Consider the following 24,946-nt stretch of genomic DNA (forward strand, 5'->3'; position numbering starts at 1 on the left):
TTCTTGAAACGAATGGTGGTTCGCGTGGCAAAGAAGGTGCTCGTTGTCGAGGACAACGAACTCAACCTGAAACTATTCTGCGACCTTTTGCGGGCGCATGATTACCTTGCCGAACCTGTACGCGACGGGCGCGAGGCGGTGATGCGGGCGCGCGAATTCGCCCCCGACCTGATCATCATGGACATCCAGATGCCGCACGTCACCGGCTATGAGATCATTCTTGAGCTCAAGGCCGACGACGTGCTCAGCACGATCCCGGTGATGGCGGTCACGGCCTATGCAGGTCGCGAGGACGAGGACCGGATCCGTGCCGCGGGCGCGGACGCCTATATCTCGAAGCCGATCAGCCTCGCCCGCTTCATGGAAGCGGTGCGCGCGTTCGTCTGAACGAACTGCGAGGCCCGCCGCGCAGGAACGCCAAAGGCCGCGGGTATCGCTACCCGCGGCCTTGCGATCGCATCGTAAACGCGCGACGGCATCGCCGCCGCGTCGACTTACTTGATCTTGGCTTCCTTGAACTCGACATGCTTGCGCACGACGGGATCATACTTGCTGAACGAGAGCTTCTCGGTCTTCGTGCGGGGATTCTTCTTGGTGACGTAGAAGAAGCCGGTGTCCGCGGTGCTGACGAGCTTGATCTTGACGGTAGTCGGCTTGGCCATGAGCCCAATCCTTAAGGCTGAAAATGCTAGGGCGGCAGCACGCATGCCACCGCCCGATCTGTCGCGGCGCATGGCGCATGCTGCCGGCCAAGTCAACCATATCACCCCATATTCGCCCCGGAATCCCGCATCACAGGGTGTTTAACCGCATCTTTATCGGCATGGGCGCATGATGCATCCCATAAGAAAGACAGGAGGCGGGATCATGGGGCAGGTTGCCGAGCGAGTCGCGGAATTCCAGGATCTGGCGCTGGTAAAGGCCGAGCTTGCGGCCCGGATCGCCGCGATCGACGTCCGCGCGCCCTATACCCGCGCGACCGATCTCGCGCCCGATATCGACGCGATCCGCCTGATCGCGCATCGCAACGGCATGAACCCCGCGGTGACCGTCACGCACTTCATCGATTCGGCACTGTCGCGCGGCGAACATGGCGCGCTGGTCCACGGCTGGCTGATGACGCTGAGCGACGCGATCTACAGCGAGCGGCAGGACGTCCAGGCCTGCCATGTCTTTGCCGCCGCCTGTTCGGTGCGGCTCGCGGGATGACCCGCGCATGACGCGTTAGCGATGGACGCGCTGATGGCGGCGCTCGTAGCCGCCGCGCTGGCGCAGGTCGGCGATCGAACCGCGTGGCTCGCCGCGATCCTGTCCGATCGGTATCGCAAGCCGCAGCTGGTGATCCTCGCGGCGGCGTTCGCGCTGCTGCTCGCCGGCAGCCTGGCGGTCGCGGGCGGGATCGCGGTCGCGCCGCTGCTGACCCCCAATGCGCGCCAGCTGATGCTGGCGCTGGCGCTGACCCTCCAGGGCGGCGGTGCGGTGCTGCCGGTCAAGGCGCCCGATCCACTGCGCGGGTGGCGGACCGGCGCGGTCGCCACCACCATGCTCGGGCTGTTCATCCTCGCGTTCGGCGACGGCATACAGTTCATCGTGGTCGCCCTCGCGCTTCGCAGTGCCGTACCGATGCTGGCCGCGATCGGCGCGACGATCGGATCGCTGGTGGTGATCGTCCCCGCGGCGATGATGGGTGAAGCCGCGTGGCGCCGATGGCCGCTCGCCCGACTGCGCACCGGCATCGGGCTGATATTCGTGATCCTGGGGGTCATTCTGGGCCTGAGCGCTGCGCGATTGATCTAGCGGAGCGATCACTCAGATGAGGAATGGCGCATGCGCGACGGGAGCATTTCAGCTATCGCTTCGTTGACGCAACGATCCACAGACATTCCCATGCATGGAGTTTTCGATGCCCGCCACCAACCCCGCACTCGACACGCCCACCGATCTCGTCAGCAACAGCACGAAGACGGTTGCCGAGGCGCTCAATGCCTCGCTCGCCGATTGCTATGCCTTGTATCTGAAGACCAAGAACTTTCACTGGCACATGTCGGGTCCGCATTTCCGTGACTATCATCTGTTGCTCGATGACCAGGCGGCACAGATCCTGGGCGTGACCGATGCGATCGCCGAGCGCGTCCGCAAGACCGGCAACACGACTCTTCGCTCGATCGGCGACATTTCGCGCCGTCAGAGCATCCCTGACAATGACAAGGATTTCGTCGGACCGACCGAAATGCTCGCCGAGCTGCGCGAAGACAATCTGAAGCTCGTCGAACAGTTCCGGATCGTCAAGGACGCCGCCGACGAGGCCAAGGACAATGCCACCAGCGGCATCGTCGACGAGTGGACCGATCAGGCCGAGGAGCGCGCCTGGTTCCTGTTCGAAGCCAGCCGCAAGGCCTGAATCCCGGCGCCCGTCCCGCCCGTGTCGGAACAGACATGGGCGGGACGGGTTCTGTCAGGAACAGGAGAATGCCCATGTTGAAGCTCGCCATCACCTTCTTGATCATCGGCCTCGTGCTGGCCCTGCTCGGATTTGGCGGCGTCGGCGGGGCGTTTATCGGCATCGCCAAGGTGCTGTTCTTCATCGCGATCGCGCTGTTCGTGATCTTCCTGGTGCTCGGTCTGCTGGCCGGCAAGGGAATCAAGAACGCGATCGACTGACGCGACGACATCGCATCGGCCCGCGCCGATGCCACGATAAGGCCCTCGCCGGTAACGGCGGGGGCCTTTTTGATGTAACGCCCGCAGCGACGTGGACGCCGGCCCGGAGCCGAGTGCCGGGCAGCGCGTTGTCGGATCATGCATGCTTTCGCCGCGCTCCTCGATGCCCTCACCTATACGCGGTCGCGCAATGCGAAGCTGAAGCTGATCGGCGATTATCTGCGCGTGACGCCGGACCCCGATCGTGGCTGGGCGATGGCGGCGCTGACCGGCGATCTCGATCTGCCGGGCGTCAAATCGGCGGTCATCCGCGGGTTGATCGAGGACCGGGTCGATCCCGTCCTCTTCCGGATGAGCCGCGATTATGTCGGCGATACCGCCGAGACCGTCGCCCTGCTGTGGCCCGAGCCCGAGCCCTTGGGGCCGGATCCGGTGCCGGCCGAACCGCTGTCGATCTCGCAGGTGGTCGACCGGCTGATGACGCTGTCGCGCGCCGAGGCGCCGGCGGCGCTTGCCGCGATGCTCGATCGCTCGGATGCGGAGGAGCGCTTCGCCCTGCTCAAGATGGCGACCGGCGGGCTGCGGATCGGCGTTTCGTCGCGCCTCGCGAAGACCGCGCTGGCGGACGCCTTCGGGCTCGACGTCGATGCGGTCGAGGAGGTGTGGCACGGGCTGGCAGCCCCCTATCCGACGCTGTTCGCCTGGGCGGAGGGGCATGGCGCGCAACCGACACCCGCCAACGTCCCCGTCTTCCGTCCCTTCATGCTCGCCCATGGTCTGGAGGATCTGCGCGTCGACCTGGCCGACTATGCGGCGGAGTGGAAATGGGACGGGATCCGCGTGCAGATCGTCCATGTCGCGGGCGAAACGCGACTCTACAGCCGGACCGGCGACGACGTGACCGCGAGCTTCCCCGAAATCGCCGCCGCCTTCGTCACGCCGGGGACGGTCGACGGCGAATTGCTGGTCAAGGGCGAGCATCAGGGCGGCACGCTGGAGGAGGGCGGCGGGGCAGCCAGCTTCAACGCGCTGCAGCAGCGGCTGGGGCGCAAGACCGTGTCGGCGAAGATGCTGGCCGAGTATCCGGCCTTTGTCCGCCTCTATGACCTGTTGATCGATGGCGACGAGGATCTGCGCGCACTGCCCTGGACCAAGCGACGCGCACGGCTCGAGGCGTTCATGCCGCAGCTCGATGCCGAGCGCTTCGACCTGAGCCAGGTCATCGATGCGGCAGACTTCACCGCGCTCGAGGCGGTGCGCGCGGGTGCGCGCGACTCGGCGATCGAGGGCGTGATGCTCAAGCGCCGCGATTCGCCCTATGTCGGCGGTCGCCGCGTCGGGCTGTGGTATAAATGGAAGCGCGACCCGCTCACCGCGGATTGCGTGATGATGTACGCGCAGCGCGGCAGCGGCCGGCGGTCCTCCTATTATTCGGACTATACCTTTGGCTGCTGGACCGAGGAGGGCGAGCTGCTGCCGGTCGGCAAGGCCTATTCGGGGATTACCGACGAGGAGCTGCGGATGCTCGATTCGTTCGTCCGCAAGAACACGCTCAACCGGTTCGGGCCGGTGCGCGAGGTCGCCAAGACGATGGTGCTCGAAATCGCGTTCGACGCGCTGCAGGAGTCGAAGCGGCACAAGTCGGGGATTGCGATGCGCTTCCCAAGGATCGCGCGGATCCGGACGGACAAGCCTGCGGCCGAGGCCGACCGGATCGACACGCTCCGCCGGATGATCCCCGCGCCCTAGCCGTTGATCCGGATCTCGAACAGGGTCGGCCAGAGCTTGCCGGTGACGAACAGCCGCTTTTTCGCGGCATCCCAAGCGATGCCGTTGAGGACCGCGTCGCGGTCGCGTGCGCCGATCTCGGCGACCAGCGGACGCAGGTCGATGATCGCGGTGACGCGGCCGGTGCCGGGGGCGATGCGGACGAGATATCCCGTCTGCCAGACATTGGCGAGGATCGCGCCATCGACATATTCGAGTTCGTTGAGCTGCGTCAGCGGACGTCCGTCGATCGTCACGCCGATCCGGCGACGCTCGGCCAATGTCCTCGGATCGCGCAGGATCAACGACGCGCTGCCGTCGGACTGGATCAGGCCGTCCTTGTCGCTCGTCAGGCCCCAGCCCTCCCCCGCATAGCGGTTGGTGCCGGTCGGCTTGAGCGTGCGGGCGTCCCAGCGGTGCGCGATGCCGTCATGCCAGGTCAGGCTGATCAGCTCGTTCTTCCACAGGCCGAGCCCCTCGCCGAACTGTGCCGGATCGATCCGCCGGCGCGCGACGATACGACCATCGAGCGTGACGCGGCGGACATCGGACTGCCCCTCCTTGCCCGTGCTCTCGTAGAGCGCCCCGTCGTGCCACAACAGGCCTTCGGTGAATGCCGTCGCATCGTGGGGATAGCGGGCCACGATGCTGACCGACAGGATCGGCACGGCTGGCGCGGGCGCAGGAGCGGCCAATGTGCGCGTGGCGGGCTGGGGCGCCGTTGCGCCCTGCGCCAGAACGGCAACGGCCGGCCCCGCAAGTGCGAGACCGGCCGCTATCAGGCTGTGTCCGATCGTCATGTTGGTTCGAAAAACCCCGATGACCGGACGGACGGGATTAGCCGCCTGCGCTCAGGTTGACCGCTGCATACTTGCCGCGACGATCGACTTCGAGCTCGAACTCGAGCTTGTCGCCCTCGTTCAGCGTCGCCATGCCGGCACGCTCGACCGCCGAGATGTGCACGAATGCGTCAGGCTGGCCGTCATCGCGCTGAATAAAGCCGAAGCCCTTCATCGCGTTGAAGAACTTGACCGTACCCGTTGCCTTCTCACCGGTCAGCTGGCGCTGCGGCGCGCCGCCTGCACCACGATCGGCACCGCCACGGGGTGCACCCGGGCCGGCATCGCGATCACGCGGCGGACCACGATCGGTCACGGCCATTGGCTCGCCATCGATCTTGAGATCGGTTGCCGAGATGCGGCCACCGCGATCGACGAGCGTGAAGCCGAGCGGCTGACCCTCGGCGAGAGCGACCATGCCGGCCTGCTCGACTGCGCTGATGTGGACGAACACGTCCTCGCCGCCGTCATCGCGAACGACGAAGCCGAAGCCCTTCTGTGCGTTGAAGAACTTTACGACGCCGGTGCCTTCACCAACGACCTGGGGGGGCATGCCGCGCCCGGCGCCACCGCCGCCGCCGCCGCTGAAGCCGCCGCCACCGCCGCCGCCGCGGTAACCACCGCCGCCACCGCCGCCGCCGCCGAAGCGATCACCGCCGCCGCCGAAGCTGCTGCCGCCGCCGTAGCTGCTGCCACCGCCACCATAGCTGCTGCCGCCGCCGAACCGGTCACCGCCGCCGCCGAAGCTGCTGCCGCCGCCGAAATCGTCGCTGCCGCCGCCGAAGCTGTCGCGCTTGTCGCGGCCACGCCCGCCACGGTTCCCGCGGCCACCTTTATCGAAACCCATAAGCCCTGATCGTCTTCCCGGTTCGCCCGCAAAATCTCTCCAAAAGCCGGCGTGTCCGGACGACGAACGCGGGCCCTCGGGCGCGAAACCTTTTGCGCCTTGGGGAAGGGCATAGCGCAAAAATCAAGCTATCGCGAACAGAATCTTGTCCGCTTGCCCCATTGGCGATGATCGCGGCAAAAGCATGGCGTACCCGCGTCATCGCGGAGGACCATTGAGCAAGGCGCCCCCGACCGCTAGGGCCACCGCATGACAGTGTATCTTCATGAAGGCGACATCCCGTCCGGGATCTTCGCACCGGGCGCCTCGATCGCCGTCGACACCGAGACCATGGGCCTCATCACGCCGCGCGACCGGCTCTGCGTCGTGCAGCTGTCGGATGGTGGCGCGGACGAACATCTCGTCCGGTTCGCGGCCGACAGCGACTATGCGGCGCCCAACCTCAAGGCGCTGCTCGCGGATCCGGAGCGGCTGAAACTCTACCATTTCGGACGATTCGATATCGCCGCGGTCCAGCATTATCTCGGCGTCGTCGCGGCGCCGGCCTATTGCACCAAGATCGCGTCGCGACTCGTCCGGACCTATACCGACCGGCACGGCCTCAAGGAGCTGGTCCGCGAACTGCTGGGCCAGGACGTGTCGAAGCAGCAGCAATCCTCCGACTGGGGGAGCCCGCAGCTCAGCGAGGCGCAGAAGGACTATGCCGCGTCCGACGTTCGCTTCCTGCACCGGATGAAGGAAGAGCTCGACAAGCGGTTGATTCGCGAAGGCCGCATGGAGCTCGCGCAGAAATGCTTCGACTTCCTGCCGACCCGTGCCGCGCTCGATCTCGCCGGATGGCCCGAGATCGACATCTTTGCGCATGCCTGACATGACCATGGCGCCCCCGTCCGACGCATCGGCGAAGACGATCCGGCAGGCCCGCTCGCCGCGTCAGGTCTGGGCGGCGCCGGGCAGCCGCCACGACCGCGTCGTCGGACTGGCGCGACTCGGCCTGCCGACCGCGATCGGCGTGCTGACCGCATTCCTTGTGATGGCGCCGCTGACCGCGGGCGGCGACGTATCGTTCGTGCTCGACAAGAACAAGGTCGAGGTCGCGCAGGAGCGCATGAAGCTGCAGGCCGCGCAATATCGCGGGCAGGATTCGAAGGGCCAGGCGTTCACGCTCGACGCCCGCTCGGCGATCCAGAAGAGTTCGGCCGAACCGATCGTGCAGCTCAACACGCTGAGCGCGCAGCTCCAGCTCGCCGACGGCCCCGCCAACATCAAGGCGAATTCCGGGCGCTACGACATGGACACCGAGAAGGTGCAGCTGAACGGCCCGCTCAACGTCACCGCTCCCAACGGCTATGACCTGAAAACCACCAATGCGACGCTCGACATGCGCGCGCGGACGATGGACAGCGGCAGTGCGGTGACGGGAACGGTGCCGCAGGGCGTGTTCAGTGCAAACAAGCTGCATGCCGATCTGGAAGCCCGCACCGTCAGGCTCGACGGCAATGCGCGCTTGCGGATCGTGCCGCGAGGGCCGAAATAGCCGCCATGCACCTCATACCAAGCTCCGTCCTCCTGATGCTCTCCGCGCTCGCGGCGACCGGCGTCTCCGCGCAACGTGCGCACAACTCGAACGCGCCGATCGATTTCGGCGCGGATCATATCGAGCTTCAGGACAAGGCGAACCGCGCCGTGCTGAGCGGGGGCGTGTCGGTCAAGCAGGCGGACATGACGCTGAATTCGGCGCGGATGACGGTGGCCTATACCGGCGAAGTGGTCGGCGGGAACCCGCAGGTGTCGCGCCTCGACGCGTCGGGCGGCGTGACGGTGCGCCGGCCGGACCAGACCGCGAAGAGCCAATATGCGATCTACGACCTCAACCGGCGGGTGATCACGATGCTCGGCGCGGTGACGCTGACCCAGGGTGGCAACACCGTGAATGGCGGGCGGCTGACGATGAACCTCGACACCGGCCGCGCGGTGATCGACGGATCGTCGGTCCGCGGCAGCGGCGGCGCAACCGCCAGCGGCGGCACCGTGACCCAGACGGGCGGGCGCGTGACGGGCACCTTCTCGGTTCCCAAGCGCAACTGATCCGATGCGCGCACCGCCGGTCATCCGCGAACCCCGCCAGCCGACCGCCGGCCGCTTTCACCCGCCCGCCCTCAGCAAGGCCAAAGCCTGATGGATGCCCCCACGCTGCCCCCGATCGAAACCCCCGGCCCGCACGGCGACGCGATCGTCGAAGCGCCGACGACCAACGGCCTTCAGGTCGTGTCGATCGCCAAATCCTATGACAAGCGCACCGTCCTGACCGATGTGTCGGTGTCGGTCGGGCGTGGCGAGGTGGTCGGGCTGCTCGGGCCGAACGGCGCCGGCAAGACGACGTGCTTCTATTCCGTGATGGGGCTGGTGAAGCCCGATTCGGGTCGGATCATGCTCGACGGCGACGATATCACGCGCCTGCCCATGTATCGGCGCGCGATCCTGGGCCTTGGCTATCTGCCGCAGGAAACGTCGATCTTCCGCGGGCTGACGATCGAGAAGAACATCCTGACGGTGCTCGAGCTGTCCGAGCCCGACAAGGCGGTGCGCGAGCGCAAGCTCGACACGCTGCTCGAGGAGTTCGGGCTGACCCGGCTGCGCGCCGCGCCCGCGATGGCGCTGTCGGGCGGCGAGCGTCGCCGCGCGGAGATCGCCCGCGCGCTGGCCGCCGAGCCGTCGATCATGCTGCTCGACGAACCGTTTGCAGGGATCGATCCGATCTCGATCGCCGACATTCGCGACCTCGTGAAGGATCTCAAGCGCCGCGATATCGGCGTGCTGATCACCGACCACAATGTCCGCGAGACGCTCGACATCGTCGACCGCGCCTACATCATCTACGATGGTCGCGTGCTGTTCTCGGGCAGCCCGGCCGAACTGGTCGCGGACGCGAACGTCCGCCGCCTCTATCTGGGCGAGGGCTTCTCGCTCTAGTGTCATGAGCCTCGCGCCTCGCCTGGACCTTCGCCAATCGCAGTCGCTGGTGATGACCCCGCAGCTGCAGCAGGCGATCAAGCTGCTGGCGTTGTCGAACCTGGAGATCGAGGGGTTCATCGCCGAGGAGATCGAGCGCAATCCGCTGCTCGAAGCGGGCGCCGCGGACGATGGCGACAGACCCGACCGCGACGCCGGGCCGGAACCGGACGCCGCCCCCCGCGACGCCCCCCGTGACGAACGCGTCGCCGCTGACGAGTTGGTGAGCGGCAGTGTCGGCAGCGACGAGCCCGCGCTCGACATCGACTATGCAACCGAGAGCCACCATCAGGACAGCGTCGCCGACGGTGGCAGCGGCACCGACGGCGCGCTGTCGATGAGCGGGGCCGGCGCGGGCGGTGGCAGCGATGGCGAGGGGAACGGTCTCGATCTGGACGGCTTTGCCGATACCGGGCTCAGCCTTGCCGATCATCTGCTGGCGCAGGCGGGCCCCGCGATCGCCGCGGATGATGCGTTCGTCGCGGCGCATCTGATCGACCAGATCGACGAGGCGGGGTATCTGACCATACCGCTGCTCGAAATCGCCAACCGGCTGGGCGTCGCGCTCGCCCGGGTCGAGCATGTCCTCGCGGTGATCCAGACCTTCGACCCGACCGGGGTGGGCGCGCGCGACCTTGCCGAATGCCTGACGATCCAGGCGCGCGAGGCGGACCGCTATGATCCCTGCATGGCGCGGCTGATCGACAATCTCGACCTGCTGGCGCGCGGCGAGATCGGACGCCTGAAACGGCTGTGTCAGGTCGACGACGAGGACATGGCGGACATGATCCGCGAGCTGCGCGGCTATGATCCGAAGCCCGGATGCCGGTTCGGCGGCGAACCAAGCCACGCGGTCGTGCCCGACCTGTTCGTCGCGCGGACCAAGACCGGCTGGAGCATCGAGATCAACACCGCGACGCTGCCGCGCATCCTCGTCAACCGCAGCTATTACACCGAACTGGCGCGGGGAGAGCAGGACAAGGCGTCGAAGGCGTGGCTCAGCGAGTGCCTCGCCAGCGCGAACTGGCTGGTCAAGGCGCTCGACCAGCGGCAGCGCACGATCATTAAGGTCGCGACCGAGATCGTGAAGCAGCAGGAGGCGTTCTTCCTCCACGGCGTCGCACATCTCAGGCCGATGACGCTGCGGATGGTCGCCGACGCGATCGAGATGCACGAATCGACCGTCAGCCGCGTGACCAGCAACAAATATGTCTCGTGCGGGCGCGGCCTGTACGAGCTGAAATATTTCTTCACCTCGGCGATCCAGTCGGCGGACGGCGGCGATGCGGTGTCGGCGCAGGCCGTCAAGAGCGCGATCAAGGCGCTGATCGCGAACGAGGGTGCCAAGATCCTGTCCGACGATACTTTGGTGGAATTGCTCGACGGCAAGGGCTTCGACATTGCCCGGCGCACCGTTGCCAAATATCGCGAGGCGCTCGGCATCGGCAGTTCGGTACAACGCCGCCGCGCCCGCGCGCTCGAGGGCACCGGCTGACGCTTGCCTTCGCACCGGATCGGCGTAGCGTCCGGCTTGCATCACGGGGGGGCCCAGACCGATGAACGACCTTTCCGCCAGCCGTGATGGCGACGCCGAGCGCGTCGCGACGTCGCCACCGATGACCGCGGCCGAGCCCGATGGCGCGCCGCGCATCGCGGTGCTCGATATCCTGCGCGGGATCGCGATCCTGGGCATCCTGTTCATGAACATCAACGACATGGGCGGGTCGCTCTACGCGTCGTTCGACGATATCCGGCATTTCGGCTGGACGACGCAGGACCAGATCGCCTGGTGGCTGCGCGAGGTGATCGCCAACGGGACCGCGCGCTGCATGCTCGAGATGCTGTTCGGCGCCGGGATGGTGATCCTGACCGACCGCGCCGCGGAGCTCGCGGGGACGCGCGTGGTGATGAAGCGCTATTATGCGCGCAACCTGCTGCTGTTCGCGTTCGGCGTGGTGCACATCCTCGTCCTGCTGTGGCCGGGCGACATCCTCCACACCTATGGTCTCGCGGCGCTGATCGCCTTCCTGTTTCGCGGACTGCGACCCCGCCTGCTGCTGACCATCGGCCTGTCCGCGGCCGCGCTGCAGTTCGCCGGCGGCACCTACGGCTATATCTCCACCACGCAGACCCAGGCGCAGGTCGCTGCGATCCAGAGCGCGCAGCGCACCGGGCGACCGGTCACCGCCGCAGACCGCACGCTGCTGACCAAGGTCGCCGAGGGGGCTGCAAGACGCGCCAGGACCAAGGCCGAGGATGCCGCGCGAATCGCCGCCGAGGACAAGGCGCGGACGGGCAGCTTCATGACCTGGGCGGCGTATCAGTGGAGTGTCATCGCCTATCTGCAGAGCCGCGGGCTCGAGCTGGTGTTCGTGTGGGAAGCGGCGGGCGTGATGCTGATCGGCGCGGCGCTGTACAAGCTCGGCGTCCTGCAGGGCGGACGATCGCGCGCCTTCTACGTACGGATGACGCTGGTCGCTTACGCCATCGCGATCCCGCTGCGGATGATCGGCGCGGCGGAGCAGATGCGCTTCGACACCGCGCCAAAGACGCTCTGGGCGACCGCGGAGGTCAGCCGGCTGGCGATGACGCTCGGCCATGTCGGCACCGTCCATCTGCTGGTCGGGACGATCGTCGGCGCGCGGCTGTTGCGCCCCTTCGCCGCCGCCGGCCGGACCGCGCTGTCGCTCTACGTCCTGCAGACGATCATCGGCCTGTGGATACTGTTCCCGCCCTTTGCGCTCGGGCTGTACGGCCAGTTCGGCTGGGCGGCGCTGATGGGAATCGCGCTGGCGATCAATATCGGCCTGTTGTGGCTCGCCAATGCCTATCTGCGCGCGTTCAATATCGCGCCGGTCGAATGGGCGTGGCGGTCGCTGCTCGAGCGGCGCCGGCTGCCGTGGCGCAAAACGCGTATCACCCCCGCGATGCGGACGGCATCCGCCTAGTCATCCTCGTCCTCGAACCCGACCAGCGCCAGCGCGCGTGCCTTGATCTGGCGGGTCATGCACCAGTGGACGAGCGCATCCTCACGGCCATGCGTGACCCATACCTCGCGCGGTGCGATCTCGGCGAGCGTGTCGATGAGCTCGTCCCAGTCGGCATGGTCGCTCAGGATCAGCGGCAATTCGACATTCTTCTGCCGCGCGCGCCCGCGGACGCGCATCCAGCCGCTCGCCATCGCGGTGATCGGGTCGGGCAGGCGCCGCGACCAGCGATCGTTGAGCGCGCCGGGCGGGCACATCACGACATGCCCCGCCATGTCGGCCTTCTTGGCGTCCGCAACCGGCAGCAGGGTGCCGAGACGGACGCCGTGATCGGCGTAGAGATCGCACAGCCGCTGGAGCGCACCATGAATGTAGATCGGCGCCTCGTGCCCGCGCGCGCGAAGTTCGGCGATCACGCGCTGCGCCTTGCCGAGCGCATAGGCCCCGACCAGCACGCAGCGGTCGGGATTGGCGTGCAATGCGGCGATCAGCTTGTCGATCTCGTCGCCGGTATCGGGGTGGCGAAAGACCGGCAGGCCGAAGGTCGCCTCGGTGACGAACACGTCGCATTTGACGGGCTCGAACGGCGTGCAGGTCGGATCGCTCCGCCGCTTGTAATCGCCCGAGACGACGACCCGTTCGCCGCGATAGTCGAGCACGATCTGCGCCGAACCCAGGACATGGCCGGCGGGGACGAAACCGATATCGACCTCGCCCATGCGGATCGTCTCGCCATAGGCGACCGGATGACCCGATTGCGGACCATAGCGCGCGTCCATGATCGCCAGCGTCTCGGGCGTCGCCCAGACCGCGGCATGGCCGCCGCGCGCATGATCCGCATGACCGTGCGTGACGAGCGCCCTTTCGCTCGGGATCGACGGATCGATCCACGCGTCGATCGGCTTGACGAGGATGCCGTGCGGGTGCGGTTCGAGCCAGTCGCCGAGTTTTGCCATCACGCTACTACGCCCGAGCCGCGGCTGCGGTGCCACGCGTGGCAGCAGAGCGGCACATACGCGGCCGCCTAGCGCCGCCGGCCGACCTTGACCGACTTCAGGATCGCATCCATCCGCGCCGCGGCGACCGCCTGGGTCGGTGCATTGCGCGGCGGCGGCGATCCCGCCTTGGCCGCATAGGTGATCCGGTCGACCGCGTAGCAGGTGCCGCCAATGACGCTGCGCAGCGTGAGCGCTCGGACCTGCTGGCTCATCCCGGCATCGCCCGTCTCATAGGTCGTCCAGCGCTGACCGCCGAGCGTGCGATCGGCGAGGCGGCGGCTGTTCGCCGATGTCAGCCCGTCGGTGGTGCAGCGCGCGATCACCGCCGTGCTCCGGCTGAAGCCGACCTGGATCATCTCGGTCACCTGCCCCTGCCCGTCGGTCGGCTTTGCGACCTGCCAGAACCGGACGATGCCGACGCCCCGCCCGGGCAGCGTGCCGTCCCACATCGTCCGCCAGCCGCTGGTCATCAAAGCACGGCCTGCAAAGTTGCGCGTCGGGGTCAGGCTCGACGGATAGGCGAGGCGAACCGTGCCGCCTGCGCCGACGAACTTCTGCGTCGCTGCCGTCGCATTGGCAAAGGGCAACAGCGCGATCAGGGACAGCGGCGCGAGATGGCGAAGAATCGACAAGGTTGGTCTTTCACAGGCTAAACAGATCGATGGTCCGACAAATCGCCGACCGGGTGAGCGCCGTCCATGGCGTTGCGGCATAGTGCACCCATATGACGACCATGCGTGAACAGGCCGTGAGCGACCTTCCCCCCCAACTTGACGACTGGTTTGCGACACGGGGCTGGCGGCCGCGCCGGCATCAGACCGACATGCTGGCGCAGGGGCGCGCCGGGCACCACGCGCTGCTGGTCGCGGCGACGGGGGCGGGCAAGACGCTCGCCGGCTTCCTGCCGACGCTCGCCGAGCTGATCGAGGAGCCGATCAGCGGGCTCCACACGCTCTATGTCTCGCCGCTGAAAGCGCTCGCGGTCGACGTCCAGCGGAACCTGCTGACGCCGATCGAGGAGATGGGCGTCGACATCCGCGTCGAGACTCGCACCGGCGACACGCCGTCGGACCGCAAGGCACGGCAACGCGTGAAACCGCCGCAGATCCTGCTGACCACCCCCGAATCGCTGTCGCTGCTGCTCAGCTATCCCGACAGCATCACGATGTTCGAGGGCATCCGCACGATCGTGATCGACGAGGTCCATGCGTTTGCGACCGGCAAGCGCGGCGACCTGCTTTCGCTGTGCATGGCGCGGTTGCAGACAATCTCGCCGGGGATGCGGCGCGTCGCGCTGTCGGCGACGGTCGCGGATGCCGACGGTTATCGCGCGTGGCTCGCGCCCGACGGCGATATCGACCAGGTCGCGATGGTGCAGGGCGAGGCGGGCGCGGATCCGGACATCGCGATCCTGCTGCCCGAGGGGCGCATTCCGTGGTCGGGCCATTCGGGCCGCTATGCCGCCGAGCAGGTGATGGCGGAGATCGAGAAGCATGCGACGACGATCGTGTTCTGCAACACGCGCAGCCTCGCCGAGCTGATCTTCCAGGATCTGTGGAAGGTGAATGCGAACACGCTGCCGATCGGCGTCCATCACGGCAGCCTCGCGCGCGAGGCGCGGCGCAAGGTCGAGGGCGCGATGGCGGAGGGCAAGCTGCGCGCACTGGTCGCGACCGCGAGCCTCGACCTCGGCGTCGACTGGGGCAATGTCGACTGCGTGATCCAGATGGGCGCGCCCAAGGGCTCGTCGCGGCTGCTCCAGCGGATCGGCCGCGCCAATCACCGGCTCGACGAGGCGAGCAAGGCGATCCTCGTCCCCGGCAACCGGTTCGAATATCTCGAGGCACGCGCCGCATTGGACGCGGTCGAGGCGGGCGAGCTCGATCCCGACCTGTTCCGCGTCGGCGCGCTCGACGTGCTGGCGCAGCATGTCATGGCGTGCGCCTGCGCCGCGCCGTTCCGCGAGGAGGACCTGCTCGACGAGGTCCGCTCGGCCCTCCCTTATTCCGCGCTGCCGGCCGAGACTTTCTCGCGCGTGCTCGGCTTCATCAGCGACGGCGGCTATGCGCTCAAGGCCTATGACCGGTTCAAGCGGCTGACGCAGGACGCCGACGGGACGTGGCGGATCAGCCACCCCAAGTTCATCGGCCAGCACCGGCTGAACGCCGGGATCATCGTCGAGGCGACGATGCTCAACGTCCGGTTCGGCAATGGCCGCGCGCTCGGCCGCGTCGAGGAGGGCTTCGCGGCGCAGCTCAGCCCCGGCGACACCTTCTTTTTCGCCGGGCTCAGCCTTGAAGTCATCAAGATGGACACCGAGGACCTGGTCGTCCGCGCGACCTCCAAGCCTGCGCGGATCCCGACCTATGGCGGCAGCCGGATGCCGCTGTCGACCAACCTCGCCGACCGCGTCCGCGGCTTCCTCGCGCATCCCGGCGAATGGGCGCGCTTTCCCGACGATGTGCGCGAATGGCTCGAATATCAGCGGTTGCGCTCGGTCCTGCCCGAACCCGGGCAGCTGCTCGTCGAGACCTTCCCGCGCGAGGGGCGGCATTACATGGTCGCCTACAGCTTCGAGGGGTGGAACGCGCACCAGTCGCTCGGCATGCTGATCACCCGGCGGATGGAGACGCAGGGGCTCAAACCGCTCGGCTTCGTCGCGAACGACTATGCGCTGGCGGTGTACGGGATCGACAAGATCACCGACCCGGCATCGCTGTTCTCCGCCGATATTCTCGAACATGAGTTCGTCGACTGGGTGCAGCAATCGCATCTGCTCAAACGCGCGTTCCGCGAGGTCGCGGTGATCGGCGGGCTGGTCGAGCGCCAGCACCCCGGCAAGCGCAAGACCGGGCGACAGGTCACCTTCTCGACCGACCTGATCTATGACGTGCTGCGCAAATACGAGCCGACGCATTTGCTGCTGGAAGCCGCCTGGGCGGATGCGCGGGCGCGAATGACCGATGTCGGGCGACTGGCCGGGCTGCTCGACCGTGCGGCGGAAACGATGCTGCATGTCGATCTCGAGCGCGTGACGCCGCTCGCGGTGCCGATCCTGACGCTGATCGGGCGCGAGAAGGTCGCCACCAACACGTCCGACGACGCCCTGCTGATCGAGGCGGAGGCGCTGGCGGCCGAGGCGATGCGGATCGACTGAACGGACGCGCGACGAACCAGGGACGAACGACTTGTCGTCCGTCGGTTTCGGGCGCAGCATCGGATCATGCGCAGGTGGTCAGGCCCGGTGTTGCTCATCATCGCTGCCCCGGCTGCGGCCCAGCAGTCTGCCCCCGACCCTATCTCGCAACCCGCCGCCCCGCCCGCTTATGCTGCGCCGGTCGATGATGCAGCATCGGCAGCAAACACGGTGATGCTGTTCGGGCAGGACGAGAGCAGGATGACCGTGCCCGTGTCGATCGCGGGCACCAGTCCGCAGAAGTTCGTCGTCGATACCGGCGCACAACGCACTGTGATCTCACGCGAGCTTGCGGCGGTGTTGCGACTTGCGCCCGGCCGGATCGTCCGCGTCACGGGCATGACCGGATCGGACAGCGTCGCGACCGTGATCATCCCGGCGCTGCGGGTCGGCACGATCGACAGCCCGGCAATCGAAGCGCCCGCAATCGCCGCGCAGAATCTGGGCGCGCTGGGGCTGCTGGGGATCGACACGCTGCAGGGACGTGCGGTGGGAATCGATTTCGACACCCGCACGATGACCGTGACGCCCGCGCGCCGGCGCAACCGCCGCGAGCGGACCGAGCGGACCGAGCGGGGCGAGATCGTCGTCCGGGCACGCAGCCTGTTCGGCCAGCTCGTCGTCACCGACGCCTATTGCAACGGCGTCCGGATCCGCGTGATCATCGATACCGGGTCATCGGTCAGCATGGGCAATGCCGCGTTGCGCCGCAAGCTGTTGCGCAAGCCGGTCCGGTCGCAATCGATCGCGCTGACCGGTGTTACCGGACAGACGGTGATGGCGGACTATTCGACGATCGATCGCGTCATGATCGGCAGCCTGACGATCACCAGCCTGCCGATCGCGCTGACGGCCGTCGACGCCCCGCCCTTTCGCCAGTTCGGGCTGGCGGACCGGCCCGCGATCCTGCTCGGCATGGATGCGCTGACGTTGTTCCGGCGCGTCGACATCGACTTTGCCAATCGCGAGGTGCGGCTTGCCCTGCCGCGCAATGTCACGCCGCGTTGAGGTTGCGTGATCGATCATTCGCTGCAACGCTGCTGCAATAAACGATCAAGGGGATGACGATGCGCGCTGTAAGCAGGGTGATGGCGGGGATGATGCTGACGGCGAGCGTCGTCACCATGCCCGGTACGGGATTTGCACAAAGCCGCCCCGACCAGAAGGCGTTCTTCGGTCTCTACAAGGAGCTGGTCGAGACCAACACGACGCTGTCCTCGGGCAGCTGCACCCAAGCCGCCGCGCAGATCGGCGCGCTGCTGAAAAGCGCGGGCTATGCCGATGCCGACATCACCTATTTCTCGGTGCCCGAGCATCCCAAGGATGGCGGGCTGGTCGCGGTGCTGAAGGGGTCGGACGCGTCGATCAAGCCGATGCTGCTGCTCGGCCATCTCGACGTCGTCGAGGCCAAGCGCGAGGACTGGGTGCGCGATCCGTTCACGCTGATCGAGGAGGGCGGCTATTATTATGCGCGCGGCACCGTCGACGACAAGGCGCAGGCGGCGATCTGGTCCGACGCGATGATCCGCTTCAAGACGTCGGGCTACACGCCGAAGCGGACGATCAAGCTCGCGCTGACCTGTGGCGAGGAGACGACCTTCGCGTGGAACGGCGCGCAATATCTCGCCGCGAGCAAGCCCGATCTGATCGCCGCGGAATTCGCGTTGAACGAGGGCGGCGGCGGGCGGCTCGACGATACTGGCAAGCGCCAGCTGCTGGCGATCCAGGTCGGTGAAAAGGCCGCGCAGAATTACACCTTCACCGCAACCAATCCCGGCGGGCACAGCTCGCAGCCGACGCCCGACAATGCGATCTACGAACTCGCTGACGCGGTGAAGGCGGTGCAGGGCCATGAATTCCCCGTGACCTTCACCGACACGACGCGCGCCTTCTTCGCCGCGAGCGCAAAGGCGATGCCGGGCACGATGGGCGACGCGATCACGCGGCTGCTCGCCAATCCGCAGGACAAGGCGGCGGATGCGATCGTCAGCCGCGACAAGGCGATGCATTCGACGCTGCGCACCACCTGTGTCGCGACGCTGCTGAGTGCGGGCCATGCCGAAAACGCGCTGCCGCAGCGCGCGACCGCGAATGTGAACTGCCGGATCTTTCCCGGCGAGACGGTCGACGGCACGCTGGCGAAGCTGAAGTCGCTCGCGGGTGCCAAGGTGAGCGTGACCGCGAACCAGCCGGTCCGGCCGACCGCGATCCCGCCGACGCTCGACCCCAAGATCATGGGCCCGGTAACCAAGGTCGCGGCCAAGCACTTCCCCGGACTGCCGATCCTGCCGCTGATGTCGACCGGCGCGACCGACGGGATCTTCTTCGAGGCGATAGGCATCCCGGTTTACGGCGCGCCGGGCGTGTTCATCGACAAGGACATGGGCGGGATCCACGGCCTGAACGAACGGATCCGGATCGCATCGCTCTATGACGGCCGCGACTATCTGTACGATCTGGTCAAGGCGTTCGCGGGATGACGCTGAATCCCTTTCCCCTTGGGGGAGAGGGAGGGAGGAGCCGCGCGCGACGGAAGGGTGAGGGGTATTGGGACAGGGTCCCGAGCCACACTCCCCTCACCCTTCCCACCCGGCTTCGCCGTGCGGGCCCCTTCCCTCTCCCCTAGGGGGAGAGGGAGATCAGACGGTGACCTGTTCGCCGAGTTCGAGCACCTTGCCCGGCGGGATCCGCAGGAAATCGGTCGGATCGCTCGCGTTGCGCTGCAGGAACATGAAGATCCGGTCCTGCCAGGGCGGCATGCCCTTTTCCGCGTCGGGCTTGAGCGTGTTGCGGCCGATGAAGAACGACGTCCGCATCGGGTCGAGCCCGAGCTGCTCGGTCTTCGCGCCGACACCAAGGTCGCGCGGCACGTCGGGCGATTCCATGAAACCGTAGGTCAGCACGACGATCGAGAAATTGTCATCGACCCGCTCGACCTTGGCGCGGCCTGCTTGGTCGACGAACGGACGATCCGCGGTGCGGATGCTGACGATCAGGTTTCGCTCGTGCAGAACCTTGTTGTGCTTGAGGTTGTGGAGCAGCGCGCCGGGCGTCGCGTGCGGATTGGCGGTGAGAAACACCGCGGTCCCCGACACGCGTTCGGGCGGGCGCTTCTCGAGCGCGGCGGCGAGATCGCTGAGCGGGATGCTCTGCCGCTTCTCGAACGCGCTGACGATCTTCTTGCCGCGCACCCAGGTGAAGATGATCAGCCCGATCGACGCCGCGATCACCAGTGGCACCCAGCCGCCCTCGATCACGCGCAGGATGTTCGCGCCGAAGAAGATCAGGTCGAGCGTCAGGAACGGCAGGATTGCGGCGAGCGCCAGCGGCCGCGACCAGTTCCAGCGGTGCCGCACGACGATATAGGCGAGCAGCGTGGTGACGACCATCGTGCCGGTCACCGCGATACCGTACGCCGCGGCCATCGCCGACGAGGTCTTGAACTGGATCACCAGCACCAGCACGCCGATCAGCAGCAGCCAGTTGATCGCGGGAAGGTAGATCTGCCCGGCGAACACCGCCGAGGTCTGGCGGATGCGCAGCCGCGGCAGCAGGCCGAGCTGGATCGCCTGCTGCGTCAGGCTGAACGCGCCGGTGATCACCGCCTGGCTGGCGATGACCGTCGCGAAGCCCGCGAGAATGATCAGCGCGGGGCGCAGTGATTCGGGTGCCATCAGGAAGAACCAGTCCTGATTGACGAACGGGACGCCCCGACGCGCGGCATCCTCGAGCTGCGACAGCGCGAACGCGCCCTGCCCGAGATAGTTGAGCGCGAGCGCCGGAAAGACCAGGAAGAACCAGCCGATCCGGATCGGCATCTTGCCGAAATGGCCCATGTCCGCGGTCAGCGCTTCCGCTCCGGTGACGGTCAGGAACACCGCGCCGAGCACGAACAGCCCGGTGACGCCGTGCGTCGCGAGAAACGCGACACCGTAGGTCGGCGAGAAAACGCGGACGATCGAGGGCTCGTCGGCAATATGCCACACGCCCAGCGCACCGATCGCGACGAACCAGACGATGCAGACCGGACCGAACAGCTTCGAGACATGCGCCGTCCCGCGCGACTGGATCACGAACAGGACGATGAGAATGGCGATCGTCAACGCGCGCACCACGCCCTCGTTGAAGATGTGCGCCGCGCTCGGAATCGTGCGCAGCCCTTCCATCGCCGAGAGGACGGACAGGGCCGGCGTGATGATCGCATCGCCGTAGAACAGCGACGCGCCGGCGGCCCCGAGCACGATCGCGATCTTCGAGCGCACCCCCAGCGCGCGCCTTGCGAGCGCTGCGAGCGCAAGCACGCCGCCCTCGCCCTGATTGTCCGCGCGCATCAGGAAGATGACGTATTTCACGGTGACGACGAGGAACAGCGACCAGAGCGCGAGGCTGAGTACGCCGAGAATCTCGCTCGGATCGATACCGCCCGCAGCACTCTGGCCGAGCGCTTCGCGGAAGGCATAGAGCGGGCTGGTGCCGATATCGCCGAACACCACGCCGATCGCCCCCACGGTCAGCGCGGCAAGCGCCGGGTGCGGGTGAAGATGCGCCGCCGACAGATCGGTGGACGTTTCAGCGGGCTGGGGTGTTCCGGCGACGGACGACATGGCGCGAAAAGCGCTCCTCCTGATGGGACGGCGCGCTTTACGCCGATTGCAGCCATGCGCAAGTGTTCGACGCTGCGCTGCACAATCGCTTGATTCGAACGTCGACCGACGGCATGGCCACCTGATGGTTCCCTTTTCGTTCGGCGGACACACGCTTTCGGCGCTGGCGGCAGGTGCGGTTTACTGGCCCGCGCGACACGCCTTGCTGGTCGCCGACCTGCATTTCGAAAAGGCGAGTTGGTTCGCCAGCCGCGGCCAGATGCTGCCACCTTATGATTCGATCGCGACCTTGACCGAACTCGCCGCCGTGCTCGACGCGACCGGCGCGACCGAGATCTGGTGTCTCGGCGACAGTTTCCACGACAGCGACGGCTGCGACCGGCTGCCGCAGCGCGCGCAGGAGATGCTGCGCGCCATGACGCAAAAGACCCACTGGACCTGGATTACGGGCAATCATGACCCGATGATCCTCGACCGATGCGGTGGCACGGTCGTCGATGAGGCCTGTGTCGATGGCCTGGTGCTGCGCCACGAGGCCGATCCCCGTGAAACCCGACCCGAACTCTCGGGCCATTTCCATCCCAAATTGCGGCTTCGGCTGCGCGGCAAGCAGGTCGCGCGACGGTGTTTCGTCGCGACCGAGACCAAGCTGATCCTGCCCGCCTTCGGATCGCTGACGGGCGGGCTGGACGTCGACCATCCCGAGATCATCCGCGCGGTGGGTCCTGGTGCGCAGGCGCTGTTGCCGGTCGCGGACCGGATGCTGCGCTTTCCGGTCGCCGCGCAGCGACCGGACACGCGGATCGCCATGTCCGCCTGAGCCGATCAGCCGGCGTCAGCTGGCGATCGTCGGGAAGGCCTTGCGGAACGCCGCGAGCTTGGGCTTGTCCCAGGCGACGATGTAGGGATGCGTCGGATTCCGGTCGAAAAAGTCCTGGTGATAGGCTTCGGCGGGATAGAAACTGCCGGTTTCCAGCGTCGTGACGATCGGCCGCGCGAACGCCCGCGTCTGACCGAGTTGTGAGATATAGGCGCGTGCGACCTGCGCCTGCTGCGGGGACTGCGGGAAGATCGCGGAGCGATAGCTGGTTCCGCTGTCGGGACCCTGGCGGTTCAGCTGCGTCGGATCATGCGCGATCGAAAAATAGACGCGCAGCAGCGTGGCGTAGCTCACGACGCGGGGATCATAGCTGATCCGCACCGCCTCGGCATGCCGCGTGGTTTCGCTCGACACCTGCTCGTAATTCGCGGTCGCCTTCGTCCCGCCGGCATAGCCTGCGGTCACGCCCTTGACGCCGCGGACATGCTCGAACACCGCCTCAAGGCCCCAGAAGCAGCCGCCCGCCAGCACCGCGGTCTGCAGGCCGCCCGTCCGCGGGACGTCGACGGTCGCGGCCGGGATGATGACCGCGCGCTCTGCCTGCGCAGAACCGGTGGCGATGACCGCACCGGCGAGTCCGACGGCGGCGAGCGTTGCGAAAAGGCGCGTGTGCATGTTGATCATGTGGGGCGTCTCGATGACGTTTCCAGCCCCGGCGCGGAATGCCTTTCGGCGACCGATCACCGGGATTCAGCAGGCTCAGTGCTGGGCAGGCGCGGTGTGCACGGGCGCGCCATACACCGGCTGCGTTGCCTCGGCGGGCTGGAACGCAAGGAGACCCAGCGCACCCAGAACAAAACCGCCAGTAAACTGCCAGAGAAAGCTCGACTTGATAAGATTGCGCATCATGCGCTCCTGTTGAAATCAGACTTGGCGTGATCCCGGTGGATCACGTCAGCTACGACCCAGCATGTCGTGGGGATGCCGCGTCTTCACAATGCCGTTTTATGAAACGGTCGATTAACGCGATGTGGCCAATCCGTTCATCCGCCAGCAGGGTTGCTGGCGGATGTCCGGGCATGTCCGCGATGTTGCCGGGGCGTGCCGGATCAGCGCAGCGCGGCGCAGGCGGTCTGGATCCGCGTGCAGGCCTCGCGCAGCAGCGTGTCCGACGTGGCATAGCTGATCCGGAACGCCGGGCTGAGGCCGAACGCCGCGCCCTGCACGACCGCGACCTTGGCATCGTCGAGCAGATAGCCGACCATCGCCTCGTCGGTGTCGATCAGCCGACCGTTCGGCGTCGACTTGCCGATCAGCGCGGCAAACGACGGATAGACATAGAACGCCCCCTCGGGCGTCGGGCATTCCATGCCGTCGATTTCGTTCAGCATCGACACGACCAGATCGCGGCGGCCCTGGAATGCGGTGTTGCGCTCGGCAAGGAACGACTGGTCGCCGTTCAGTGCGGCGACGGCCGCGGCCTGCGCGATCGAGCACGGGTTCGAGGTCGACTGCGACTGGAGCTTGGCCATCGCCTTGATCAGCCAGCTTGCGCCGCCCGCATAGCCGATCCGCCAGCCGGTCATCGCATAGGCCTTCGAACAGCCGTTGACGGTCAGCGTGCGCTCGAACAGCTCGGGGCAGGCCTCGGCGATCGTCGCGAACTTGAAGCCGTCATAGACGATATGCTCGTACATATCGTCGGCGAAGATCCAGACATGCGGGTGCTTCGCGAGCACCGCGCCCAGAGCCTTCAGCTCGTCGATCGTGTAGCCGGCGCCGGTCGGGTTCGACGGCGAGTTGAGGATCACCCATTTGGTCCTGGGCGTGATCGCCGCGTCGAGCGCCTCGGGTGCGAGCTTGTAGCCGACCTCGGGGCCGGCCTTGACGATCACCGGTACACCGCCGGCGAACTGCACGACGTCGGGATAGCTGACCCAATAGGGCGCGGGGATCACGACCTCGTCACCCGGGTCGATCGTCGCGACCATCGCGTTGAACAGGGTGTGCTTGCCGCCGACGTTCACGCTGATCTGGTCGGTGGCATAGGTCAGGCCGTTGTCGCGCGCGAACTTGGCGGCGATCGCCTGCTTCAACTCGATCGTGCCGTCGACATTGGTGTATTTCGTCTTGCCGTCGCGAATCGCCTGGATCGCGGCCTCCTTGACGAAATCGGGCGTGTCGAAATCGGGTTCACCCGCCCCCAGCCCGATCACGTCGACGCCGGCGCGCTTCAGTTCGAGCACACGCGACGTGATCGCGAGGGTCGGCGAAGGGCTGATGCGGCCAAGGGCGGCGGATGCGTGCATGGTGAAACCTCTGCGGTTGACCGCAGCGGCGCCTGCGGAATTCGCGCGGGCTATACGCCGCGATCGCCTGATTTCGCAACCGCAACAACGGCCGGAACGAGCCCACGTACTGCATTTCCCATACGGAACCCGTTGGCGAGGTCGGCGCGCGTCAACCGTCCCTCGACCGCCTGGCCGCTGGCGAGCAGATCGGCGCGCAGCACGCCGGGGATCAGCGCGCCCACAGGCGGGGTCACTAGCACCCCGTCACGCGGCACGAACAGTGAGGTGAAGCTGCCCTCCGTCAGGAAGCCGTCGGGCCCCTCGAATACCACTTCGGTGGTGCCCGCGGCACGCCGCGCGTCGTCGTAAAAGGCGCGGTCGCTGGTCTTGTGGCGCAGCCGGATATCGGCGGGCGCGACGGGCAGCGGGACGATCGCGACCGTCATCTGCGCGGGCGTGACCGGCATCGGACCGACCTGGATCGCGACCGCGCCCGATGCTGCGACGACCAGCCGGATCCGCCGCGGACCGCGCAGCCGGAAGGTCGCCGCCTGCAGCTCGTTCCGAACGGCGTGACGATCGAAGCTGAACCCCAGCGCCGCAGCACTCGCGGTCAGCCGGGCGAGATGCAGTTCGAGCCGCATCACCCCGTGTTCGGGATCGAACGCCATCGTCTCGATCAGGTCCAGCTTGCGCTGTCCGGCGGTGACGAAGGCCGCCTTGTCCGCGCATTCCTGCCATTCCTGGTCGGCGACGCTGTCCGCGACGATCCCCGAGCCGAGTCCCATCACCGCGTCACCGTCGCGCACCGTCAGCGTGCGGATCGCGACGTTCAGCGCGGCGTCGCCGCCGGGATCGAACCGGCCGATCGCGCCGGTATAGAGGCCGCGGGGGCGGGCCTGCTCGACCTCTGCGATGACCTCC

General features: G+C 67.0%; 26 protein-coding genes. 16 read left to right on the forward strand and 10 right to left on the reverse strand.

Annotated elements, in window-relative coordinates; genetic code table 11:
- Positions 1-24 precede the first annotated feature (24 nt).
- Complete coding sequence (locus tag sphst_RS05500) at positions 25-387, forward strand: response regulator (protein WP_031395282.1); 363 nt, start codon at positions 25-27, stop codon at positions 385-387.
- 107 nt (positions 388-494) lie between these two features.
- Here sphst_RS05500 and rpmG read toward each other — a convergent pair whose 3' ends face one another.
- Positions 495-662 carry a 50S ribosomal protein L33 gene (gene rpmG, locus sphst_RS05505; RefSeq protein WP_017977469.1) on the reverse strand — a complete coding sequence of 56 codons (168 nt, stop codon included), beginning with the start codon at positions 660-662 and terminating at the stop codon, positions 495-497.
- A gap of 205 nt (positions 663-867) precedes the next feature.
- Between rpmG and sphst_RS05510 the strand changes: the two genes are divergently transcribed.
- From sphst_RS05510 to sphst_RS05530, 5 genes are all read left to right on the forward strand, one after another.
- Complete coding sequence (locus sphst_RS05510; protein WP_042466204.1) at positions 868-1,209, forward strand: hypothetical protein; 342 nt, start codon at positions 868-870, stop codon at positions 1,207-1,209.
- A 33-nt stretch (positions 1,210-1,242) separates the two neighbouring features.
- Positions 1,243-1,797 carry a TMEM165/GDT1 family protein gene (locus sphst_RS05515; protein ID WP_234387466.1) on the forward strand — a complete coding sequence of 185 codons (555 nt, stop codon included), beginning with the start codon at positions 1,243-1,245 and terminating at the stop codon, positions 1,795-1,797.
- 106 nt (positions 1,798-1,903) lie between these two features.
- Complete coding sequence (locus sphst_RS05520; RefSeq protein ID WP_031395539.1) at positions 1,904-2,401, forward strand: Dps family protein; 498 nt, start codon at positions 1,904-1,906, stop codon at positions 2,399-2,401.
- 74 nt (positions 2,402-2,475) lie between these two features.
- On the forward strand, positions 2,476-2,661 hold the full coding sequence (locus sphst_RS05525; protein ID WP_031395540.1) for a DUF1328 domain-containing protein: 186 nt from the start codon (positions 2,476-2,478) through the stop codon (positions 2,659-2,661).
- 138 nt (positions 2,662-2,799) lie between these two features.
- Complete coding sequence (locus tag sphst_RS05530; RefSeq protein ID WP_031395541.1) at positions 2,800-4,410, forward strand: cisplatin damage response ATP-dependent DNA ligase; 1,611 nt, start codon at positions 2,800-2,802, stop codon at positions 4,408-4,410.
- Here the strand turns inward: sphst_RS05530 and sphst_RS05535 are convergent.
- Positions 4,407-5,228 carry a glutaminyl-peptide cyclotransferase gene (locus sphst_RS05535; protein ID WP_031395542.1) on the reverse strand — a complete coding sequence of 274 codons (822 nt, stop codon included), beginning with the start codon at positions 5,226-5,228 and terminating at the stop codon, positions 4,407-4,409. The two genes, sphst_RS05530 and sphst_RS05535, sit on opposite strands and share 4 nt — an antisense overlap.
- 37 nt (positions 5,229-5,265) lie before the next feature.
- Positions 5,266-6,114: a cold-shock protein gene (locus tag sphst_RS21540; RefSeq protein WP_107045269.1), complete on the reverse strand. Its 849-nt coding sequence runs from the start codon at positions 6,112-6,114 to the stop codon at positions 5,266-5,268.
- 249 nt (positions 6,115-6,363) lie between these two features.
- Here sphst_RS21540 and sphst_RS05545 point away from each other — a divergent pair, with 249 nt between their 5' ends.
- The 6 genes from sphst_RS05545 to sphst_RS05570 all read left to right on the forward strand — a co-directional run bounded on the left by sphst_RS05545 (position 6,364) and on the right by sphst_RS05570 (position 12,074).
- Entirely contained in the window at positions 6,364-6,984 is a 621-nt protein-coding gene (locus sphst_RS05545) for a ribonuclease D (RefSeq protein WP_031396597.1), read from the forward strand.
- Between the two features lies 1 nt (position 6,985).
- Positions 6,986-7,651 (forward strand): LPS export ABC transporter periplasmic protein LptC, encoded by a 666-nt coding sequence (gene lptC / locus sphst_RS05550; RefSeq protein WP_234387468.1) that lies wholly within the window; start codon positions 6,986-6,988, stop codon positions 7,649-7,651.
- Positions 7,652-7,656: 5 nt separating this feature from the next.
- Positions 7,657-8,202, forward strand: a complete 546-nt coding sequence (locus tag sphst_RS05555) for an LptA/OstA family protein (protein WP_199848923.1) — start codon at positions 7,657-7,659, stop codon at positions 8,200-8,202.
- Positions 8,203-8,292: 90 nt separating this feature from the next.
- Positions 8,293-9,087 (forward strand): LPS export ABC transporter ATP-binding protein, encoded by a 795-nt coding sequence (gene lptB / locus sphst_RS05560; RefSeq protein ID WP_107045271.1) that lies wholly within the window; start codon positions 8,293-8,295, stop codon positions 9,085-9,087.
- Between the two features lie 4 nt (positions 9,088-9,091).
- A complete protein-coding gene (rpoN, locus tag sphst_RS05565) occupies positions 9,092-10,621 on the forward strand; it encodes an RNA polymerase factor sigma-54 (protein WP_031394746.1) in 1,530 nt (509 codons plus the stop codon).
- A gap of 61 nt (positions 10,622-10,682) precedes the next feature.
- The gene (locus tag sphst_RS05570) at positions 10,683-12,074 is read left to right on the forward strand and encodes a DUF418 domain-containing protein (RefSeq protein WP_081877624.1); all 1,392 of its coding nucleotides are present in this window, start codon (positions 10,683-10,685) and stop codon (positions 12,072-12,074) included.
- On the opposite strand, the gene sphst_RS05575 is transcribed toward sphst_RS05570, so the two are convergent.
- A complete protein-coding gene (locus sphst_RS05575; RefSeq protein ID WP_031438833.1) occupies positions 12,071-13,069 on the reverse strand; it encodes a ligase-associated DNA damage response exonuclease in 999 nt (332 codons plus the stop codon). The genes sphst_RS05570 and sphst_RS05575 overlap by 4 nt on opposite strands.
- 68 nt (positions 13,070-13,137) lie before the next feature.
- Positions 13,138-13,743 (reverse strand): hypothetical protein, encoded by a 606-nt coding sequence (locus sphst_RS05580; protein ID WP_031394749.1) that lies wholly within the window; start codon positions 13,741-13,743, stop codon positions 13,138-13,140.
- A 101-nt stretch (positions 13,744-13,844) separates the two neighbouring features.
- On the opposite strand from sphst_RS05580, the gene sphst_RS05585 reads away from it, so the two are divergent.
- From sphst_RS05585 to sphst_RS05595, 3 genes are all read left to right on the forward strand, one after another.
- Positions 13,845-16,268, forward strand: coding sequence for a ligase-associated DNA damage response DEXH box helicase (locus tag sphst_RS05585; RefSeq protein WP_031394750.1), 2,424 nt, complete (start codon positions 13,845-13,847; stop codon positions 16,266-16,268).
- A gap of 66 nt (positions 16,269-16,334) precedes the next feature.
- On the forward strand, positions 16,335-17,315 hold the full coding sequence (locus tag sphst_RS05590) for an aspartyl protease family protein (protein WP_056406768.1): 981 nt from the start codon (positions 16,335-16,337) through the stop codon (positions 17,313-17,315).
- Positions 17,316-17,395: 80 nt separating this feature from the next.
- On the forward strand, positions 17,396-18,787 hold the full coding sequence (locus sphst_RS05595; RefSeq protein ID WP_442800383.1) for a M20/M25/M40 family metallo-hydrolase: 1,392 nt from the start codon (positions 17,396-17,398) through the stop codon (positions 18,785-18,787).
- Positions 18,788-18,946: 159 nt separating this feature from the next.
- Here the strand turns inward: sphst_RS05595 and sphst_RS05600 are convergent, their stop codons facing one another.
- A complete protein-coding gene (locus sphst_RS05600) occupies positions 18,947-20,911 on the reverse strand; it encodes a potassium transporter Kup (protein WP_042466152.1) in 1,965 nt (654 codons plus the stop codon).
- A gap of 124 nt (positions 20,912-21,035) precedes the next feature.
- On the opposite strand from sphst_RS05600, the gene pdeM reads away from it, so the two are divergent.
- The gene (gene pdeM, locus sphst_RS05605) at positions 21,036-21,731 is read left to right on the forward strand and encodes a ligase-associated DNA damage response endonuclease PdeM (RefSeq protein ID WP_051916445.1); all 696 of its coding nucleotides are present in this window, start codon (positions 21,036-21,038) and stop codon (positions 21,729-21,731) included.
- Between the two features lie 15 nt (positions 21,732-21,746).
- Here pdeM and msrA read toward each other — a convergent pair whose 3' ends face one another.
- The 4 genes from msrA to sphst_RS05620 all read right to left on the reverse strand — a co-directional run.
- Positions 21,747-22,406 (reverse strand): peptide-methionine (S)-S-oxide reductase MsrA, encoded by a 660-nt coding sequence (msrA, locus tag sphst_RS05610; protein WP_031394757.1) that lies wholly within the window; start codon positions 22,404-22,406, stop codon positions 21,747-21,749.
- Between the two features lie 84 nt (positions 22,407-22,490).
- A complete protein-coding gene (locus sphst_RS20850; protein WP_167396704.1) occupies positions 22,491-22,637 on the reverse strand; it encodes a hypothetical protein in 147 nt (48 codons plus the stop codon).
- A gap of 203 nt (positions 22,638-22,840) precedes the next feature.
- Positions 22,841-24,040, reverse strand: a complete 1,200-nt coding sequence (locus tag sphst_RS05615; RefSeq protein WP_031394758.1) for a pyridoxal phosphate-dependent aminotransferase — start codon at positions 24,038-24,040, stop codon at positions 22,841-22,843.
- A 50-nt stretch (positions 24,041-24,090) separates the two neighbouring features.
- Positions 24,091-24,946, reverse strand: an 856-nt coding sequence (locus sphst_RS05620; RefSeq protein ID WP_199848924.1) for an aminotransferase class IV, incomplete at its 5' end; no start/stop codon positions are given.

Origin of the sequence: Sphingomonas sp. STIS6.2 (assembly GCF_000732685.2) — a bacterium.
Classification (GTDB): Bacteria; Pseudomonadota; Alphaproteobacteria; order Sphingomonadales; family Sphingomonadaceae; genus Sphingomonas; species Sphingomonas aerolata.

Bases quoted from the DNA above. Each gene is read 5' to 3' on its own strand.
- sphst_RS05530 (WP_031395541.1), top strand. From the start codon at position 2,800: ATGCATGCTTTCGCCGCGCTCCTCGATGCCCTCACCTATACGCGGTCG.
- sphst_RS05520 (WP_031395539.1), top strand. From the start codon at position 1,904: ATGCCCGCCACCAACCCCGCACTCGACACGCCCACCGATCTCGTCAGC.
- sphst_RS21540 (WP_107045269.1), bottom strand. From the start codon at position 6,114: ATGGGTTTCGATAAAGGTGGCCGCGGGAACCGTGGCGGGCGTGGCCGC.
- sphst_RS05555 (WP_199848923.1), top strand. From the start codon at position 7,657: ATGCACCTCATACCAAGCTCCGTCCTCCTGATGCTCTCCGCGCTCGCG.
- rpoN (WP_031394746.1), top strand. From the start codon at position 9,092: ATGAGCCTCGCGCCTCGCCTGGACCTTCGCCAATCGCAGTCGCTGGTG.
- rpmG (WP_017977469.1), bottom strand. From the start codon at position 662: ATGGCCAAGCCGACTACCGTCAAGATCAAGCTCGTCAGCACCGCGGAC.
- sphst_RS05515 (WP_234387466.1), top strand. From the start codon at position 1,243: ATGGCGGCGCTCGTAGCCGCCGCGCTGGCGCAGGTCGGCGATCGAACC.
- sphst_RS05535 (WP_031395542.1), bottom strand. From the start codon at position 5,228: ATGACGATCGGACACAGCCTGATAGCGGCCGGTCTCGCACTTGCGGGG.
- sphst_RS05545 (WP_031396597.1), top strand. From the start codon at position 6,364: ATGACAGTGTATCTTCATGAAGGCGACATCCCGTCCGGGATCTTCGCA.
- sphst_RS05510 (WP_042466204.1), top strand. From the start codon at position 868: ATGGGGCAGGTTGCCGAGCGAGTCGCGGAATTCCAGGATCTGGCGCTG.
- lptB (WP_107045271.1), top strand. From the start codon at position 8,293: ATGGATGCCCCCACGCTGCCCCCGATCGAAACCCCCGGCCCGCACGGC.
- sphst_RS20850 (WP_167396704.1), bottom strand. From the start codon at position 22,637: ATGCGCAATCTTATCAAGTCGAGCTTTCTCTGGCAGTTTACTGGCGGT.
- sphst_RS05570 (WP_081877624.1), top strand. From the start codon at position 10,683: ATGAACGACCTTTCCGCCAGCCGTGATGGCGACGCCGAGCGCGTCGCG.
- sphst_RS05615 (WP_031394758.1), bottom strand. From the start codon at position 24,040: ATGCACGCATCCGCCGCCCTTGGCCGCATCAGCCCTTCGCCGACCCTC.
- sphst_RS05590 (WP_056406768.1), top strand. From the start codon at position 16,335: ATGCGCAGGTGGTCAGGCCCGGTGTTGCTCATCATCGCTGCCCCGGCT.
- sphst_RS05525 (WP_031395540.1), top strand. From the start codon at position 2,476: ATGTTGAAGCTCGCCATCACCTTCTTGATCATCGGCCTCGTGCTGGCC.
- pdeM (WP_051916445.1), top strand. From the start codon at position 21,036: ATGGTTCCCTTTTCGTTCGGCGGACACACGCTTTCGGCGCTGGCGGCA.
- sphst_RS05600 (WP_042466152.1), bottom strand. From the start codon at position 20,911: ATGTCGTCCGTCGCCGGAACACCCCAGCCCGCTGAAACGTCCACCGAT.
- sphst_RS05595 (WP_442800383.1), top strand. From the start codon at position 17,396: ATGGCGGGGATGATGCTGACGGCGAGCGTCGTCACCATGCCCGGTACG.
- msrA (WP_031394757.1), bottom strand. From the start codon at position 22,406: ATGCACACGCGCCTTTTCGCAACGCTCGCCGCCGTCGGACTCGCCGGT.
- lptC (WP_234387468.1), top strand. From the start codon at position 6,986: ATGACCATGGCGCCCCCGTCCGACGCATCGGCGAAGACGATCCGGCAG.
- sphst_RS05585 (WP_031394750.1), top strand. From the start codon at position 13,845: ATGCGTGAACAGGCCGTGAGCGACCTTCCCCCCCAACTTGACGACTGG.
- sphst_RS05575 (WP_031438833.1), bottom strand. From the start codon at position 13,069: ATGGCAAAACTCGGCGACTGGCTCGAACCGCACCCGCACGGCATCCTC.